The 15898-nt window shown below is 40.7% G+C and carries 15 protein-coding genes and 1 pseudogene; 7 read left to right on the top strand and 9 right to left on the bottom strand.

Annotation, left to right across the window (positions count from 1 at the left end):
* Positions 1–14 precede the first annotated feature (14 nt).
* From NYE35_RS05355 to NYE35_RS05330, 6 genes and pseudogenes are all read left to right on the top strand, one after another.
* Positions 15–194: a helix-turn-helix domain-containing protein gene (locus NYE35_RS05355; protein WP_341120311.1), complete on the top strand. Its 180-nt coding sequence runs from the start codon at positions 15–17 to the stop codon at positions 192–194.
* A gap of 322 nt (positions 195–516) precedes the next feature.
* Entirely contained in the window at positions 517–1800 is a 1284-nt protein-coding gene (locus NYE35_RS05350; RefSeq protein ID WP_341120309.1) for a hypothetical protein, read from the top strand.
* A gap of 202 nt (positions 1801–2002) precedes the next feature.
* Positions 2003–2614: a hypothetical protein gene (locus NYE35_RS05345; protein ID WP_341120308.1), complete on the top strand. Its 612-nt coding sequence runs from the start codon at positions 2003–2005 to the stop codon at positions 2612–2614.
* Positions 2580–4220 carry a DNA primase family protein gene (locus tag NYE35_RS05340; RefSeq protein WP_341120306.1) on the top strand — a complete coding sequence of 547 codons (1641 nt, stop codon included), beginning with the start codon at positions 2580–2582 and terminating at the stop codon, positions 4218–4220. Before NYE35_RS05345 ends, NYE35_RS05340 begins: the two co-directional genes overlap by 35 nt.
* A 227-nt stretch (positions 4221–4447) precedes the next feature.
* Positions 4448–4648: a helix-turn-helix transcriptional regulator gene (locus NYE35_RS05335; RefSeq protein WP_341120304.1), complete on the top strand. Its 201-nt coding sequence runs from the start codon at positions 4448–4450 to the stop codon at positions 4646–4648.
* Between the two features lie 95 nt (positions 4649–4743).
* Positions 4744–5946, top strand: a pseudogene (locus NYE35_RS05330) (site-specific integrase).
* 36 nt (positions 5947–5982) lie between these two features.
* Here NYE35_RS05330 and NYE35_RS05325 read toward each other — a convergent pair.
* The 9 genes from NYE35_RS05325 to NYE35_RS05285 all read right to left on the bottom strand — a co-directional run bounded on the left by NYE35_RS05325 (position 5983) and on the right by NYE35_RS05285 (position 13536).
* A complete protein-coding gene (locus NYE35_RS05325) occupies positions 5983–6516 on the bottom strand; it encodes a hypothetical protein (RefSeq protein WP_341120303.1) in 534 nt (177 codons plus the stop codon).
* 783 nt (positions 6517–7299) lie between these two features.
* Positions 7300–7881: a hypothetical protein gene (locus NYE35_RS05320; RefSeq protein ID WP_341120301.1), complete on the bottom strand. Its 582-nt coding sequence runs from the start codon at positions 7879–7881 to the stop codon at positions 7300–7302.
* Positions 7882–8057: 176 nt separating this feature from the next.
* On the bottom strand, positions 8058–9689 hold the full coding sequence (groL, locus tag NYE35_RS05315) for a chaperonin GroEL (RefSeq protein ID WP_036676504.1): 1632 nt from the start codon (positions 9687–9689) through the stop codon (positions 8058–8060).
* 78 nt (positions 9690–9767) lie between these two features.
* Complete coding sequence (gene groES / locus NYE35_RS05310; protein ID WP_036676506.1) at positions 9768–10049, bottom strand: co-chaperone GroES; 282 nt, start codon at positions 10047–10049, stop codon at positions 9768–9770.
* A gap of 513 nt (positions 10050–10562) precedes the next feature.
* Positions 10563–11330: a twin-arginine translocase subunit TatC gene (gene tatC, locus NYE35_RS05305; RefSeq protein WP_036676508.1), complete on the bottom strand. Its 768-nt coding sequence runs from the start codon at positions 11328–11330 to the stop codon at positions 10563–10565.
* Between the two features lie 143 nt (positions 11331–11473).
* Positions 11474–11716 (bottom strand): twin-arginine translocase TatA/TatE family subunit, encoded by a 243-nt coding sequence (locus tag NYE35_RS05300; RefSeq protein WP_036676510.1) that lies wholly within the window; start codon positions 11714–11716, stop codon positions 11474–11476.
* Positions 11717–11855: 139 nt separating this feature from the next.
* Positions 11856–12341 (bottom strand): MogA/MoaB family molybdenum cofactor biosynthesis protein, encoded by a 486-nt coding sequence (locus NYE35_RS05295; protein WP_036676512.1) that lies wholly within the window; start codon positions 12339–12341, stop codon positions 11856–11858.
* Between the two features lie 85 nt (positions 12342–12426).
* Positions 12427–12897, bottom strand: coding sequence for a cyclic pyranopterin monophosphate synthase MoaC (moaC, locus tag NYE35_RS05290; protein WP_036676513.1), 471 nt, complete (start codon positions 12895–12897; stop codon positions 12427–12429).
* A 3-nt stretch (positions 12898–12900) separates the two neighbouring features.
* Entirely contained in the window at positions 12901–13536 is a 636-nt protein-coding gene (locus tag NYE35_RS05285; RefSeq protein ID WP_076104243.1) for a 5-formyltetrahydrofolate cyclo-ligase, read from the bottom strand.
* Between the two features lie 244 nt (positions 13537–13780).
* Here NYE35_RS05285 and NYE35_RS05280 point away from each other — a divergent pair, with 244 nt between their 5' ends.
* Complete coding sequence (locus NYE35_RS05280) at positions 13781–15721, top strand: ABC-F family ATP-binding cassette domain-containing protein (RefSeq protein WP_036676516.1); 1941 nt, start codon at positions 13781–13783, stop codon at positions 15719–15721.
* Positions 15722–15898: the final 177 nt, after the last annotated feature.

Here is a 15898-nt window from a genome sequence, read left to right as displayed (position 1 = left end):
GGATGGTGATCCCTATGTTTCATGACTACGGCGACATACTAACAGTAGATGAATTGATGGAGATATTAAAGATAGGAAGAAATACAGCCTATTCTTTACTTCGCAATAATCAGATTCAGGCTGTCCGACTGGGAAGAACTTATCGTATTCCTCGGGAAAATGTGATCGAGTATATTATTCAAAAATGTCGTTAATCAACTTGGACATAAACCCCGCAGAAGGATTTATGTCCCTTTTTTTTGATTTGTTCATTTTGTTCATCGTGTTCATCTTGATTAAAGCACTATAAAAAATGTAGATCCATTCATTAGCTATTCCAAAGTTCATTCTTTAATGTTCTTACTAAATTCTAAATTACTTTACTATGGACTTATTGCTGGATTGTCTTTAAACTTACTCTAAAATAAATCGATAATGTAAGTTGAACAGAATGAACAGAACGAACAAAGCGAGACTCCACTACAATTTTCACGAAGGGGTTAAAAAACTATTAGATACTTTAGGAGTACACCTACAATGGATCAATTCGATACATTTATTGAACAAATAAAGTTTAGTTTGAGCAACTCTCCAAATAACGACTTTACGAAAGAGAATGGCTATATACTTGCAAACGAAATTTTTGACTTTTGCCAAGATCTATTCCCCGGTCATTTAATTCGAATTCTAAAAAAGCGAGGATTATTCGATAAATTTAGAGCAGATATTATTGAACATATCGTATTCAATACTACTGCCTCAAATTTTATTAAGAATAGCAGAAATGTTTCTAACAAGCAGTACACTGAACACACCACTAAAATATTGTCCTCCAAGAAGAGAGACATTTTCACCAGTGAATTTTATAACTATACTAGAAACTTAAAGAACACTATTGGAGAAGAGTTGGGATTATCTAAAGCCTTAATAAAATCTGAAGGTTATGGAAGAACAAAAGAAACATCCTCAATGCAATATCAAGTAAGTGAAGCTATTGCTCCATTTGTCTTTTATCTAACCGTTAACTACAAAGGCCATGGATATTTTAGTAAAAGCATTAATGAGAAGAAACGAGTTAAATTGTTATCCGAATATATCGATTTATTTAATTATTCATTAACTGATCGCCCAGAACATGAGAAACGGCTCAATTATTATCTTCTTGAACGGCAATATAATATAACCTTGTGTAGATCGATTCTCTCTATAGAAAAAACCAAGTTTATTGATTACCAAAATGCTAAGAAAGTTCTTTGCTTGACAGCCTTATTGCCTAATATCAATGGCAGAGTAGCATTAATAGAATTACTAGTTGATTCTATAGATCTTATGTCAGTTAAAGGAAATGAAGAAGGGTTTGTGGATACCTCAAGAAGAGTAATTAGCCAAAGATTAAATGAAGCATTCTGGTTTGAACGAGTCCCTGAAATCATTTTACGTCTAGCATTAGTCACCATCCCTGCAATGGAAGTTATACATAGCTACCTTTATAATTATGACAATCACCAGTCCTTAGAGAGGACTTCTAGCCCTCTATTTCCCACTGTACGAAACATTCAAGATAGCATTTACTTAGAAGATAGCATAAGTTACTCAGACCTTAACATTATACGACAGAGCATTACAACAGTGGTTGACTACGCTAAAAACACAAAGTTGTATGACTTGCCCAATATATACATTACCGATTATCAGGTTGACTCGAATGCAAATAATATTGATATACTGACGGAGAAGATACTCCGACAGCAATCAGCAATAACAGACTACATTTTTAAAACAGCCCACACTTTGTTAGATTCACTAAATATTCCTAATTAATTTATAGAGAACGCCAGCCTTTGATCAAAGGCTGGCGTTCTCTATTTCAAGCAAACAAATAATTATAAGTATTTTTCTGAACACTCTGTTAGTCATTTTTCAATTTTCAAAATGAATGACCCATATACAACTCTACCCTTTAAGATAGGGATACATTATTCCTTTCTCAAGGATAAATTATTTTTCTAAGGGGTGCTTGAAAATGAAATTATTAAATCAATTCAAAGAGGTAATGGACCGTAGTACTGAAGCAAACGGCAATTGTTTCGCGCTAAACATCACTAATACCGAAGCTTCAATAATTGGAGCTTCAAATAAGCCTCTTTCGTCTCATTCCGGAATCGTTGTCCTACGATTAAATGGTCAATACCATATTAAAGGTTGGTTGGACGGATACTACTACGAGTCCTCGAACCTAGAGAATGTAGACTCTTCTAAACCTATTCAAATTGGCGTTGATCGAAACAAAGTAAATAACACCAAGGTCTATGTCTCATATGACACCACAATAACGAAATTTAGTGCACAGTCAAACATGACTTCCGATTGTTCAATCTCAGTATTTTGGGAAATTGAATCTCAGGCTTGCTTAACCTCTTGCATTTATGATCCTGTTCGCGAAGAGGTTATACGAGAAGTTGTGTCAGCAGGCAGTGAACCCTTAAAGAAATTTCTAAGAGCTGAAATCCTCCAAAAACTTCAACCATTTACCTCCAGTGTTGCAGACACTTCTGTACATTTGGAAGACTCTGATGAATTTGAAGGAGAGATGGACATACATGAGAGCACATACTCAACGATATTCCAAAGATAGAGCGACTTCGTCTTTTCTCGGTGATTCATTAAACGAAGGGCTTACTAGTAAAGACATCGATGATGAGTCTAGATCATTCATGCAAGAAGATGTCCAATTGGTTGGGGGCCTCTTAACTGAAGGAATCATGCCTACTGAAGAATCCGAAGAGTCTTCCTCTACCTATATCGGTAACAAACTGGATGAAACGAACCAATTACTCTTAGAAGACTATTCGAGTGTAAAAGTATATCGCCATCACCAACAAAAGTCCTCATCAGTTACTGGAGAAACGAAAGAATCTAGCTCCCTGGAAAATCTCCAATCGAAAAAAACCGGAATATCAAATCACGAAATTGCCACTTTATTAATGAACCAGCACCGATTTGCAATCATTAATCACAACCTTCACTGCTGGGATTCAAGAAAAAATCATTTTCTCGGTCTAGTTGGAGATAAAGCCGATCTTTTCATACGCCAGAAAACACCTGAACATCTTAAAAGACATATTACAACAAGAGCAAGCTTTGAAATCTCCAAATGGTTAATCGCCAAAGAACATCTACATGTTAGTGAAGAATCGCTTGCGAATCGCAAGCTATATGTCCCTTTCACTAACTGTTCGGTAAGATTTTGTGATTTAACTATACATTCTCATTCACCAGATCATTATTTCACATCAGTAATCAACTCAAGCTATCCCTTGAATGAAAGGTCTAAAGGTGATAACTTCGAAAACTTTTTGGACTGGGTTACTAACGGTTCTCTCACAAAATATTTGAGATTGCAAGAATTATTCGGATACGTAATATCTGAAATTAGAGATGTCAAAGTGATTCCTTTTTTACTTGGACCAAAAGATTCAGGAAAATCCATTGTATTAAAGTTACTTATTAACATGGTTGGGGACGAGTATTCAACTAACCTTAGCCTAGAACAAATGAACCAGCAAGAATACCTATGTCACCTCTTTGGAAAAAAGCTTAATGCATGTGGTGAAATATCTGAAATTCCTTTGAGCCGTCTTGACACGCTAAAGAAACTTTCTGGAGGTGATTATGTAATGGCTCGTTATTTATTTTCACAAGCCATAAAATTTATTAATCAAGCTGCACTATTATTTGCTGGAAATCACCTCCCAATATTAAGAGGAATTGAGGATAATTCAAATGCATTCAGTCAAAGATTACGAATATTTCCTTTCGATTATCAAGTACCTAAAGAGCAACAAGACATTCATTTGCTTGAAAAGCTACTCGAGGAGAAGGAATATATAGCAAAATGGTCAATGTTAGGTCTACAACGATGGAGTCAAAACAATTACCAGTTTACCAGCTGCACCGAAATTGACGAGTTGGAGCAAAATTATACTTCCACGAAAAACTCCATTGAAAGTTTCGTGAATACTAGGTGTATATTCGATCCTACATTAAAAACTTACAATACCGTCCTAACAGATTCCTATAATGAATTTTGTAGTGAGAACGGCTTCATTAAGGAAAGTGTCAGATCGTTTCATAAATACTTGAAGCAAGTAGAGGGATTAATATATAAACGTTACAGAGATGAAAACGAAAAAGACATAAATGAATTCGGATATTGGGGCATTGGTCTTCGTGATGATTAAAACAGAGAGTTGTTAATATGTATTTTTATAAATGATCTCCATAACAAGAATTACCACAGTTGCTTTGAACAATTTCGATGCAATTACCCTAAATATTCGTCAGTTTGCTACATTGTAACCCAACCAGGTGTGCTTCACCCTTGAACATCAGACTGATGTTCCATTTGATCCGTCTTTAATTTCTACATGCATTATAACCCAAATACATATTACAGGAGGGTGATACTATGAACCGAAATGATTATCCACTTATATTACAAATTAAAGACGTACAACAAATACTAGGATTCAGCAAATCAACGGCCTACGAGATAGCTAAGACCCCTGATTTTCCCCTTATACAGATTAATAAACGTAAAATTGTTTATCGTGATGAATTCTTCTCATGGCTTGACAGCAAGAAAGAACAAGCTGTCGCTTTTAATTAATCAAAACAACATATAATGCGAGCGAGGACGGAAGCAAATCTATGTCCTTGCTTTTTATTTGCCCAAAACCAAAATACTTCAATGGAGGTCTCAAAATGAAAGGTTATTTCAGAAAACGTGGCTGTAAGTGTGATGGAAAAAGGTGCACTTGTGATGCTACATGGTCATTCTCATTAGATCTAGGTAGAGATCCCAGGACTGGTAAACGAAAGCAAAAAACGGTTAGTGGATTCAAAACGAAAAAAGAGGCTCAACTCGCCGCCGCAGCAATCCAACAGGAATTATCACAAGGCACATTTATTGCGGAAAAAGACATCTCGTTTAAGGAATTTGTTTCGGAGTGGATTAAGCTCTATCAAACATCTGTTAAAGTCAGTACCGTCCGAGTACGACACCATGAATCCGGAAAGTTAATGGAATACTTCGAGGGATATCAGGTAAAGCAAGTTTCTAAGAAGATGTACCAAGACGTACTTGTCGACCTTTATGAGAAAGGATATGCACTAAATACAATAGCCGGGATACACTCTACTGGTAAGATGATATTCTCAAAAGCTATAGAACTGGAAGTAATTAAAAATGATCCTACTCAATACGCCAAACTTCCCAGACCCCAGAAGACTGTAGAAGAAATAGAAAACGAAGAACAGGTGATCAAATATCTTGAGAAAGAAGAACTGGCACGTTTCCTACAAATAGCCAAGGAACAAGGGCTAGAACGTGACTATGCCATCTTTACAACATTGGCCTATAGTGGACTGAGGGTTGGTGAATTATGTGCTATGAAATGGAGAGACCTGTCTTTTACAGAACATACTGTAAGCATTACAAAGACTTACTACAATCCAAAAAACAGGGCTACAGACTATCAACTTCTAACACCTAAAACAAGCACTTCTAGGAGGAGCATTGAGCTTGAACCTAGTGTATTTAAAGAACTAGAGAAGCTCAAAGCCAAACAAAACGAACTAAAAATGCTGAATCGGGATGTCTACTACGATAAGATTTTGTATTTGCAAAAACTGCAAAGAATATGGGCTATCCCGAATTTATTAAGACGATACAAAATCGTATGAGAAGGCTTCTGAAGCTTGCTGGCCTCAACGAGGGACTGACTCCTCACTCCTTACGCCACACGCACGTCCCTCCTGGCAGAGGCTGGCGTGGGCATACATGAGATCATGGAACGCTTGGGACATCAGGACGATGAGATCACAAAACGTGTGTATCTTCACGTTACAAATACCATGAAGAAAGAGGCTTCACATAAGTTCGGTGAACTGATGAGAAGCCTTTAAAGCTACTCCGTCCTACTAGGGCGGAGTGATTTAGCCTTATATTTCGATAATATAGAATTTACTTTCTTCATTCAAATCATTCCATTGAATTTGATACTGTCCCATTAAAGATATCAACTCTTCATCCTTACCTTGTCCTGTTGGCTTGTAGATGTCTCCGTATACTGAATACTCTTCTCTAAAATATCTGTATATCCCATTGTTACTCTTACCTTCATAAAATGGTCTGTGGGAAACGAGTGTCACAGAAGCAGTTTTATTAAAACCTCGCTCCTTCAACTGTTCCATAAATTTAATATCCTTAACAAATGAATACATCTGCTCAGGATACTGACCATTTAAAGGACATTTCAACTCAATTGCATATTTCTCATCCATACCCTCTGAAAAGATTGAAATATCAATTTCCTTTTTTATAGTTTGATCCGTAGTGAAAAATGAAACGTTTCGCTCAAACTGCACTTTATAATTAGGTAAAAGTTTTCTTAAATAAATCCCTAGTTCATGCTGCAAACTGAACTCGTTATAGATTTCGATTTGATCAATCATAACCTGTTGAAAGAAACTCATTATTATCTTCTTAATATCTAGTATAAAAATCACCTCTTCGAATTTTTCAACAGTTTCTCTCTAACTAGAGTATCTTATTTGATAAAGCTATTGTTTACTTTAATGAGCACGAAAAGAGGGTACCTCATCTTTTATAATTAAATGAGATGCTCTAATTGTATTATGTGCTCAAACGAAGTAATTCCAAGGCTAAACCCTTGCTACGCAAAGGATCAATCCCCTTATTACCGGCATACAACGACGAGATCACAAAACATGTATACCTTCACGTCACTAAAACCATAAAAAAGAAGCCTCCTAAAAGTTCAGCAAACTAATGGAAGACTTGTAGTGATAAGAGCAAAGTAAATACATTTTTTTGCTCTTATCTACTCTTTTTCATTCTTAATCTTACAAAACAGTCTAAATCCCAAGTAAATCGTTGATGAAAATAATAATATTGAAAAATACCAAACCAATACAAATGTTGTCCTCAGTATATCAAAATTATATAAATTCAAATACGATGTTCTCAATATTTTAACCCCAAGTGGCATCATAACATAAGCACATATAAAAGTAATTATAACTACAGGAAACCACTTGAAAACAAGATTATTCATCAATGTTTTCTTCTCTCTTGATAAAGCTTGCTTTTTACCTATTGAAAATTCAAACTCTATATCTTTCAGTATCTCAGGGTACCTAATGCTAAAAATCAACGTACTAAATACTAATAAAACACTTAATGCCCCAAACGAATTTGCAATTACACTATCTAGATCCAACATACCCTTCGCCTACCTAACCGGTTGCCCCTTGTCCAATATGATAATATCCACGTAACAAATCATATGTGTCTTCTGAGATTTGATATTGTCTTGCACTACCTCTCGCTTTTGTTATTGGATCTAGTTGAGGAGCATTAAGACTAATTACCCTATTCAATTCCTCTAATACATTATCAGACTGAATCACAACAAAATAATTAGAGCCACTTAGCACAGCAGATGACACTATTAACTTCAATGTACTAAATACTTCTTCTTCTAACTGGTATCTAAACTTGGTTCTAACATTTCTTATTAATGCTCTACTTTCTGATTCAGTCAACTGAAACATTAAAGACACTTCAGACTCTGTAGGAATCCTACCTTGAAAATAATGCTTTACTAAATGAAACAATCTATGCTGTTTTATTTCATCTGCTCTTGTCGCTAATCCTTTACCCAGTAACATTTCCTTATACTCCGTAATAGCTGCAGCAGTAATAGCATTTATTGCATCGATAAAACTTTCATCAGTTTCAGTACCAAATAATTTTTTCAGCTTTCCCACTTCGTCTTGAGTAAAAATATCATCTGACAGCTCAACTTGAATAGCCACTATAACTCCTCATTTCTTTTTCTTATTTTAATAACAAAAAACACCTTAGAGAAGCCTGGGATCTTTCAATCCCATATTCTCTAAGGTGTCTTATTTCTACATTATGTGGTCAAAATGTGGTCAAAGCAGGTTTCCTATCCAGGAAACCCTTGATGCATAAGGGGTTATCCCCCTTATTACATCATGCCGCCCATTCCACCCATGCCGCCCATATCTGGCATGCCGCCGCCTTTTTCAGGCTCAGGCTTGTCAGCGATAACAGCTTCAGTAGTCAAGAACATAGCAGCTACGGATGCAGCATTTTGCAGCGCGGAACGAGTTACTTTAGCAGGGTCAACGATACCCGCTTCGAACATGTTCACCCATTCACCAGTAGCAGCGTTGTAGCCGATACCTACTGCTTCTTTTTTCAAGCGGTCCACGATTACGGAACCTTCTTGACCAGCGTTAGCTGCGATGGTGCGAATTGGCTCTTCCAACGCGCGAAGCACGATGTTAACGCCAGTTTTCTCGTCGCCAGTTACGTCTACAGCAGCAACAGCGTTATATACGTTCACAAGAGCTGTACCCCCACCGGATACGATACCTTCTTCAACCGCTGCGCGAGTTGCGTTCAGGGCATCTTCGATGCGAAGTTTGCGCTCTTTAAGTTCAGTTTCAGTTGCAGCGCCCACTTTGACAACGGCTACGCCGCCAGCCAATTTAGCCAGACGCTCTTGCAATTTCTCTTTGTCGAACTCGGAAGTTGTTTCTTCCAGTTGAGCACGGATTTGGCTTACGCGTGCATTGATGTCCGCTTTGTCGCCGCTTCCGTCTACGATTGTTGTGTTTTCTTTAGTTACGCGTACTTGACGTGCGTTACCCAGTTGTTCAATGGAAGTGCTCTTCAGATCAAGACCGAGCTTCTCAGTGATCACTTGGCCGCCAGTCAGGGCAGCGATATCTTGCAGCATAGCTTCGCGGCGGTCGCCAAAGCCAGGAGCTTTAACAGCAACAGCGTTGAATGTTCCACGCAGTTTGTTCACGATCAGCATAGCTTGTGCTTCGCCTTCGATATCTTCAGCGATAATAACAAGCGGTCTAGCTTGTTGAACGATTTTTTCAAGCAATGGAAGGATTTCTTGAGTGCTGCTGATTTTTTTATCAGTAATCAAGATGTATGGGTTCTCCAGAACAGCTTCCATTTTGTCTGTATCAGTAATCATGTACGGGGAAATGTAACCACGGTCGAATTGCATACCTTCTACTACTTCAAGCTCAGTAGCGAATCCACGGGATTCTTCAACAGTGATAACACCGTCTTTACCTACTTTTTCCATAGCTTCAGCGATCAATTGACCCACTTCATCGTCAGCAGCAGAGATAGCAGCTACTTGAGCGATAGCTTGGGAATCTTCGATAGGCTTAGCGATTTTTTGCAATTCTTCAACAGCTGCACGAACCGCTTTGTCGATACCTTTGCGGATAACCATTGGGTTAGCACCAGCAGTTACGTTCTTCAGACCTTCGCGGATCATAGCTTGAGCCAGAACCGTTGCAGTTGTAGTACCGTCACCGGCTACATCATTAGTCTTAGTAGCAACTTCTTTAACCAGTTGAGCACCCATGTTCTCGAATGCATCTTCAAGTTCGATTTCTTTAGCGATCGTTACACCATCGTTAGTGATGAGTGGGCTACCAAATTTCTTCTCAAGCACCACGTTGCGGCCTTTTGGTCCAAGTGTAACTTTTACCGCGTTTGCCAGAGCATCTACACCACGAAGCATAGAGCGGCGAGCTTCTTCACTGAATTTAATTTCTTTAGCCATTGTGTAATTACCTCCTAGAATTTTTTGTATATCCTATTACTTTAAGTAGTTTAGATTTAGCTTATGATCGACTCCTGCTTAGTCAAGAATCGCGTGAATGTCGCTTTCTTTCATAATCAAATATTCTTTACCTTCATATTTGATTTCTGTTCCTGCATATTTAGAGAAAAGAACACGGTCGCCTTCTTTAACTTCAAGCGCTACACGTACTCCATCTTTCAAAGCTCCGCTACCTACTGCGATAATCGTTCCTTCTTGTGGCTTTTCTTTCGAGGAGTCCGGAAGCACAATCCCGAATGAAGTTGTTTCCTCCTGCTCGCTCGGTAGCACCAATACGCGTTCACCTAATGGTTTGATCATGAAAAAATAGCCTCCTTTAAAATTATGTTATTTTGCTTCAAAACATAGTTTAGAACTTACGGGCCAAACTTAGAATTCTGTGATGTTCTTGAAAAATATCAATGGAAGCCTGCTAATCTCCAGCCCATCTCCTATTTTTCAAGAGCGTTAGCACTCAACAGCGTGCAGTGCTAACAACAATTTTTATGATACTCAACTTGAGCCCGGATTTCAAGTCTTTTTACACAAATTCGTATTAGTTTTCGCAAAAAAATACGTTTCAATGCTTGTCCAAGCACACACTCTATTACATTGTATCCACGGGTTTTGAAAATATGCGTAGGATTCCAGCGCTTTCCTCTCACCCCTTATCGATATGAACGTTGCTAGAATGGTTAGACCTTTGCATCTAATGATCCTGATCGGCCGATAACAATTACTTATTAAGTGTATTCAATCCAACTAATGAAATCAACTTATAGCAAAAAAGCTGCCACATTCGTAGAAAATCTACTTAGCGGCAGCCTTTTTTCCTCACTCCTTCTTCTGAACATACCGTTCATCCCGTGCCGCGTCCGCAGCAAGTTGCTTGCGATAGACAAATGCAGATAAAAATACACTGAACTCATACAGGATGAGCAGTGGAATCGTCACCAGAAAGTCTGAGATAAAATCCGGGGGTGTGATAACCACGGCGATAAATACAAGCGTGAAATAGGCATACCGACGCATTTTACGCAAGCGTAGCGGGTTGAGAACTCTTAGTTTGGTCAGAAACATCACCAGCAATGGAAGTTCAAACAGCAATGCCAGCGGCAATACTAGGCTGAACATGAAGTTAAAATACTGTGCAATCCCGTAGGTCTCTTCCAGTCCCATACTCCGGGTAATTGAGATTGTGAACGAAAGTGCCATTGGAAAAACAATATAATAAGCAAAAGAAAGACCGATAAGGAAAAGAACAAACACATAAGGAACATAACGCAGTGTCGCACTTCGCTCCTCCGGCCGAAGGCCTGGACTGATAAATGCCCACAATTGGTAGGCAATAAACGGGACAGAAATCACTAGCGAAACGGCCATCGCGATCTTCATGTACATCCCAATGCCATCCCAGAATGAGAATGCATGCAGAACAAAACCTTGCGCCAGGTCCGTGCTAATCAAATAATCGTAAATGGGCTTTGCACAAAATAAACCGCCTATTAATCCAAGGACAAATACGATTAACACATAAATAATCCGTTTGCGCAGCTCGGTGAGATGATCCACCACCGACATTTCTTCCGATTTCAGAGACATCCAGACACCATCCCATGACAAGAGTAAAAAAGATAACACTAACTTTCTTCAAAGCAGTGTCCGTTGCTGCGGAAAGCAAAGAAAAAGGGGCGTCTCCTCAAGTCTAGTAGACTCCTGAGATTGCCCCATTGAAAGATCTTCTATTATTCCGGCAGGCGTTTGTCCTGAGGAATATCTGCAGCGACCGTTTGCGGGGCCGTCGGCACAGGAGCTTCGCTCTTCTTCACCGGTTCATTATCCCCGATGATTTCACGCGCGCCTTCCTTAAATTCACGGAAGGTTCGTCCAACTGCACGGCCTAGCTCTGGCAGTTTATTTGGGCCAAAGAGCAGAAGTGCCAGTATGACCAACAAAATAATACCAGGAGTTCCAATTCCACTAAACATTATTATTCCTCCTTGTCCACCTGTCCGTTCATGGTATCGTTTACTTTAATTTAATAATACCATAACTTATGTCACAGTTACATCCACTTTCTTCTATAAATAGATTATCGTTGTGACGTGACAAGAAGATGACAAAGGGTTATTGGCGGTATTGGCCAGTTACCATGAGCAGCGCTTCCGGCAATTGATCCATAATAGCTGCCAAATTCTCATGGACACCCTTCGGCGTTCCAGGTAAATTGACAATCAACGTGCGTCCACGAATGCCGCATATCCCACGGAAAAGCATAGCTGCACGGTTTTTTTGCATCACTGTGCTGCGCATAGCTTCTGAGAGCCCAGGCACTTCCCGTTCTACCACTCGCCGAGTAGCGTCCGGGGTCACATCACGAATTGCCAGATCTGTGCCTCCGGTGGTCAGTACCAAATCTGCCTGAAAATAGTCCGTCAGTTCAATCAATGCTGCGATAATCTCATCTTGTTCATCGGGAACGATTCGATATTCAATGATCTCGCCACCTAGTTCCTCTTCCACCAGCTCCCGAATAACCTGGGCGCTCGTGTCTTCCCGTTCGCCCCTGGCCCCTTTATCACTGGCCGTTAGGATTGCTGTCTTCCACGCCATAGGTTTGTCCTTCCTCTCTATATGTATAGTTGGCTGTACAGTTCAGCCTGCTCGCATCAGCGCTTCGAACATAAGCAACTGATACTTATTCGAGCGTATAATCTCCGTTCTTGCCCCCGCTCTTAGATACCAGTAGCGTCGGTCCGATAATCATATCCTTCTGAATAGCCTTACACATGTCGTACACCGTTAGTGCTGAGGCAGAAACAGCGGTTAAAGCCTCCATCTCTACTCCGGTTTTTCCTGTAGTATGGACTGTTGCTTCTATATAAAGTTCATCTTCGCTGTTATCGGAGAAGCTGATATCAATACCGGTAAGTGGCAGCGGGTGGCACATCGGAATCCAGTCTGACGTCTTCTTAGCCGCCATAATTCCGGCAATCTGTGCAACAGCAAGGACATCACCTTTGCTGATCTTGCCACTCTTAATGGCGCTCAGCGTTCCAGCGGCCATCTTGATCATACTCCGCGCGACAGCTGTCCGCTTCGTGATCTCCTTCTCACTCACATCCACCATACGAGCTCTTCCCTGCTCGTTGAAATGGGTCAATTCCATGGCTCACTCTCCTTTTCGGCAGTGCACTATACCATTTTCAGTAATCAGCATGTCCATTAAAGCGTCATGCTCATCCATCGGCACTCTTGGAACCAACTGCATGCTGTAAGCTAACCCGATCCATATCGGAGGCTGTGCGCTAACGTACCCGGCGTTCTCCCAAGACGCACGTAGCCGGTCATAGTATCCTCGACCGTAGCCAAGCCTGCCGCCTTGAAGATCAAATGCTAGCCCTGGTACGAAAACAACAGCAGGTAGCTTAATCTCTTCAACCTCTAATAAATCTCTGCTGGAGACGATAGGTTCATGGATACCATAATTTCCCGGCTCTAAATCGCTCCATGCATTCACCACGTGGACACTCATTTCACCGCTTGCTGGAATTACACGCGGCAACAGCACCTTACGCTGATCCTTCCACGCCTGTGTGATAAGTGGGCGGGTTTCAAGCTCTGAACGAAAAGACACATAGGCCATTAGTGAAGTTATATCCTTCGTGTCCAGCCACTCCAATGCATAGTGGCAGACTTGAAATGATAGTTTACTTCTCTGGTCCGAAGACAGCTCGTTTCGGGCGATGGTCTTCTCCGCTCGTAGTTGTTGCTTTACTTTGGAGATCTCCGACTCCTTGCTGGACATTGTCGGCTTCCCCCTCTTATTCATCCCTAGCTTATCCTTGTTTGTAAATCCAGTTTACCACTCTTCTCCCCGGTTCGCCAAGGTGGATAGAACTGTGTTATCGGACTAGGTCGTTATTCCCTCCTTACATTAGATCGAACCCTCGCTTGGGAAACGCTTTTCATGTAAACTATAGAATAAGTTGTTCATACGGCTGAGGGATAAATACCAAGGCGAAATATGCAAGGGTGGAGGTTTCATCGTTATGCTTCTTCAAGCGACAGGAATTACTAAATCATATGGTATACAGAACGTACTGGATGGCATAAGCCTACAGGTAAATGAAAAGGAACGTGTCGGGCTAGTGGGTGTGAATGGTGCCGGCAAATCGACTTTTCTACAAATTCTGGCCGGTGAGATGTCTTATGACAGCGGTCAAATTCATAAATCAAAAGAAACAACGATCGGATATTTAGCTCAGAATAGCGGACTGCAATCTGACAAAACCATTCATGAAGAAATGATGGCGGTCTTCGCTCCGCTGATCGAAGCCGAAACTGAGCTGAGAGAGTTAGAAGTAAGTATTGCTGATCCTAAGCTCGCGGAAGATCCCAAGCGGTACGAAGAACTGCTTGAACGATATGCGCGGCGTTCGGATTGGTTCAAGGACCACGGCGGCTATGAAATGAATACACGGATTCGCAGTGTCCTACACGGCATGGGCTTCAGTGATTTTCCACCGGATACACCCATTTCTACCCTTAGCGGAGGCCAAAAGACCCGGCTCGCGCTGGCCCGTATTTTGCTTCAGGCTCCGGATCTTCTGATGCTGGATGAGCCTACTAACCATCTGGATATCGAAACGTTAACGTGGCTGGAGGATTACCTCCGCAGCTATGCTGGCGGGATTCTGGTTGTATCCCATGACCGTTATTTCCTAGACCGGCTCGTGACTACTATTGTAGAGATCGAGCGGCACCAGTCCCGGCGTTATACAGGTAACTACAGTCGGTATGTAGATTTGAAGGCTGCCGAATATGAAGCACGGATGAAGCAATATGAGAAGCAACAGGATGAAATTTCGCGGATGGAGGATTTCGTTCAGAAAAATATTGTCCGGGCATCCACCACAAAACGTGCACAGAGCAGACGCAAAGCGCTTGAAAAGATGGATCGTCTAGATCGCCCAATGGGCGATCTGAAGAAAGCTAGCTTCTCCTTTGAGCCAGACTTCATGTCTGGAAAAGAGGTGCTTCAAGTGCGCAATGTTGCGGTTGCCTTTAATGAAGGTTCACCTTTATTCAAGGACGCCTCTTTTGAGCTTCGTCGCGGGGAGACTGCTGCCCTGATTGGTCCCAATGGTATCGGTAAATCCACGCTGCTGCAGTGTATGACCGGAACCCGTGAGCCTTCTGCCGGAACGGTGAATTGGGGCACTAAAGTAAAAATTGCTTATTATGATCAGGAACAAACCCGACTTAATCCACAAAATACGGTTATGGAAGAACTGTGGAGTGAATATCCAATGATCGAGGAAGCCAGAATTCGTACGATCCTTGGCAATTTTCTTTTTAGCGGAGAGGATGTTCTTAAGAAAATTTCCGCACTCAGCGGCGGCGAAAAAGCTCGGGTTTCGTTATCTAAACTAATGCTCCGCGGTGCAAATATGCTAATTCTCGATGAACCTACCAACCATTTGGATCTGGTCAGCCGTGAGGTTCTGGAATCTGCTTTAATTGATTTCGAAGGCACCCTGCTGTTCATCTCCCATGACCGTTATTTTTTGAACAAAATGGCTGAACGCGTACTGGAGCTGCATCCCGAAGGGATCGACCAATACCTCGGCAACTACGATGACTATGTCGAGAAGAAACGAGAATTAGAAGAGATTGCAAAAGATGCCGCTGAACTAGCTACTAAAAACGTCAATAAGGACACTGCTGTACCTGAAAAAAGCGCTGTAACCTCTTTTGAAGCAGACAAGCAGGCTAAGCGTGAAGAGCGTAACCGCAAACGGCGTATCGCAGAGCTTGAGGAGAACATCGCCACACTCGAAGAATCGATCGTATTTATAGAGCATGAAATGACTAAACCTGAAGTTTATCAGGATTATTTAGCACTTCAAGGTTATGAAGAGGACCTAAAGAACAAAAAATCTCAGCTGGCAGATTTCTTTAGCGAATGGGAAATCCTTGCTGACGAATAATGTAAATCCTCCTTATAAATATTTTTTCATCGTTCTAGATTTGTTCATAAATAGTTATCCACAGCTCTATACACAGGTTTCGTGTATAACTCCCTACTTTAAAAGACCCTTCGGGGTCTTTTTTATGCGTTAAATCGGTATTTTCAAGGAAAAGGAATTATTATCCACGGATCTATC

This window comes from Paenibacillus sp. FSL L8-0494 (genome assembly GCF_038003695.1).
Taxonomy (GTDB): Bacteria; Bacillota; Bacilli; order Paenibacillales; family Paenibacillaceae; genus Paenibacillus_AQ; species Paenibacillus_AQ odorifer.
Note: the sequence above shows the minus strand (reverse complement) of the source record. Positions and strands in the feature narration are given on the sequence as shown.

Bases quoted from the DNA above. Each gene is read 5' to 3' on its own strand.
- NYE35_RS05355 (WP_341120311.1), top strand. From the start codon at position 15: ATGTTTCATGACTACGGCGACATACTAACAGTAGATGAATTGATGGAG.
- NYE35_RS05350 (WP_341120309.1), top strand. From the start codon at position 517: ATGGATCAATTCGATACATTTATTGAACAAATAAAGTTTAGTTTGAGC.
- NYE35_RS05345 (WP_341120308.1), top strand. From the start codon at position 2,003: ATGAAATTATTAAATCAATTCAAAGAGGTAATGGACCGTAGTACTGAA.
- NYE35_RS05340 (WP_341120306.1), top strand. From the start codon at position 2,580: ATGAGAGCACATACTCAACGATATTCCAAAGATAGAGCGACTTCGTCT.
- NYE35_RS05335 (WP_341120304.1), top strand. From the start codon at position 4,448: ATGAACCGAAATGATTATCCACTTATATTACAAATTAAAGACGTACAA.
- NYE35_RS05325 (WP_341120303.1), bottom strand. From the start codon at position 6,516: ATGAGTTTCTTTCAACAGGTTATGATTGATCAAATCGAAATCTATAAC.
- groL (WP_036676504.1), bottom strand. From the start codon at position 9,689: ATGGCTAAAGAAATTAAATTCAGTGAAGAAGCTCGCCGCTCTATGCTT.
- groES (WP_036676506.1), bottom strand. From the start codon at position 10,049: ATGATCAAACCATTAGGTGAACGCGTATTGGTGCTACCGAGCGAGCAG.
- tatC (WP_036676508.1), bottom strand. From the start codon at position 11,330: ATGTCTCTGAAATCGGAAGAAATGTCGGTGGTGGATCATCTCACCGAG.
- NYE35_RS05300 (WP_036676510.1), bottom strand. From the start codon at position 11,716: ATGTTTAGTGGAATTGGAACTCCTGGTATTATTTTGTTGGTCATACTG.
- NYE35_RS05295 (WP_036676512.1), bottom strand. From the start codon at position 12,341: ATGGCGTGGAAGACAGCAATCCTAACGGCCAGTGATAAAGGGGCCAGG.
- moaC (WP_036676513.1), bottom strand. From the start codon at position 12,897: ATGGAATTGACCCATTTCAACGAGCAGGGAAGAGCTCGTATGGTGGAT.
- NYE35_RS05285 (WP_076104243.1), bottom strand. From the start codon at position 13,536: ATGTCCAGCAAGGAGTCGGAGATCTCCAAAGTAAAGCAACAACTACGA.
- NYE35_RS05280 (WP_036676516.1), top strand. From the start codon at position 13,781: ATGCTTCTTCAAGCGACAGGAATTACTAAATCATATGGTATACAGAAC.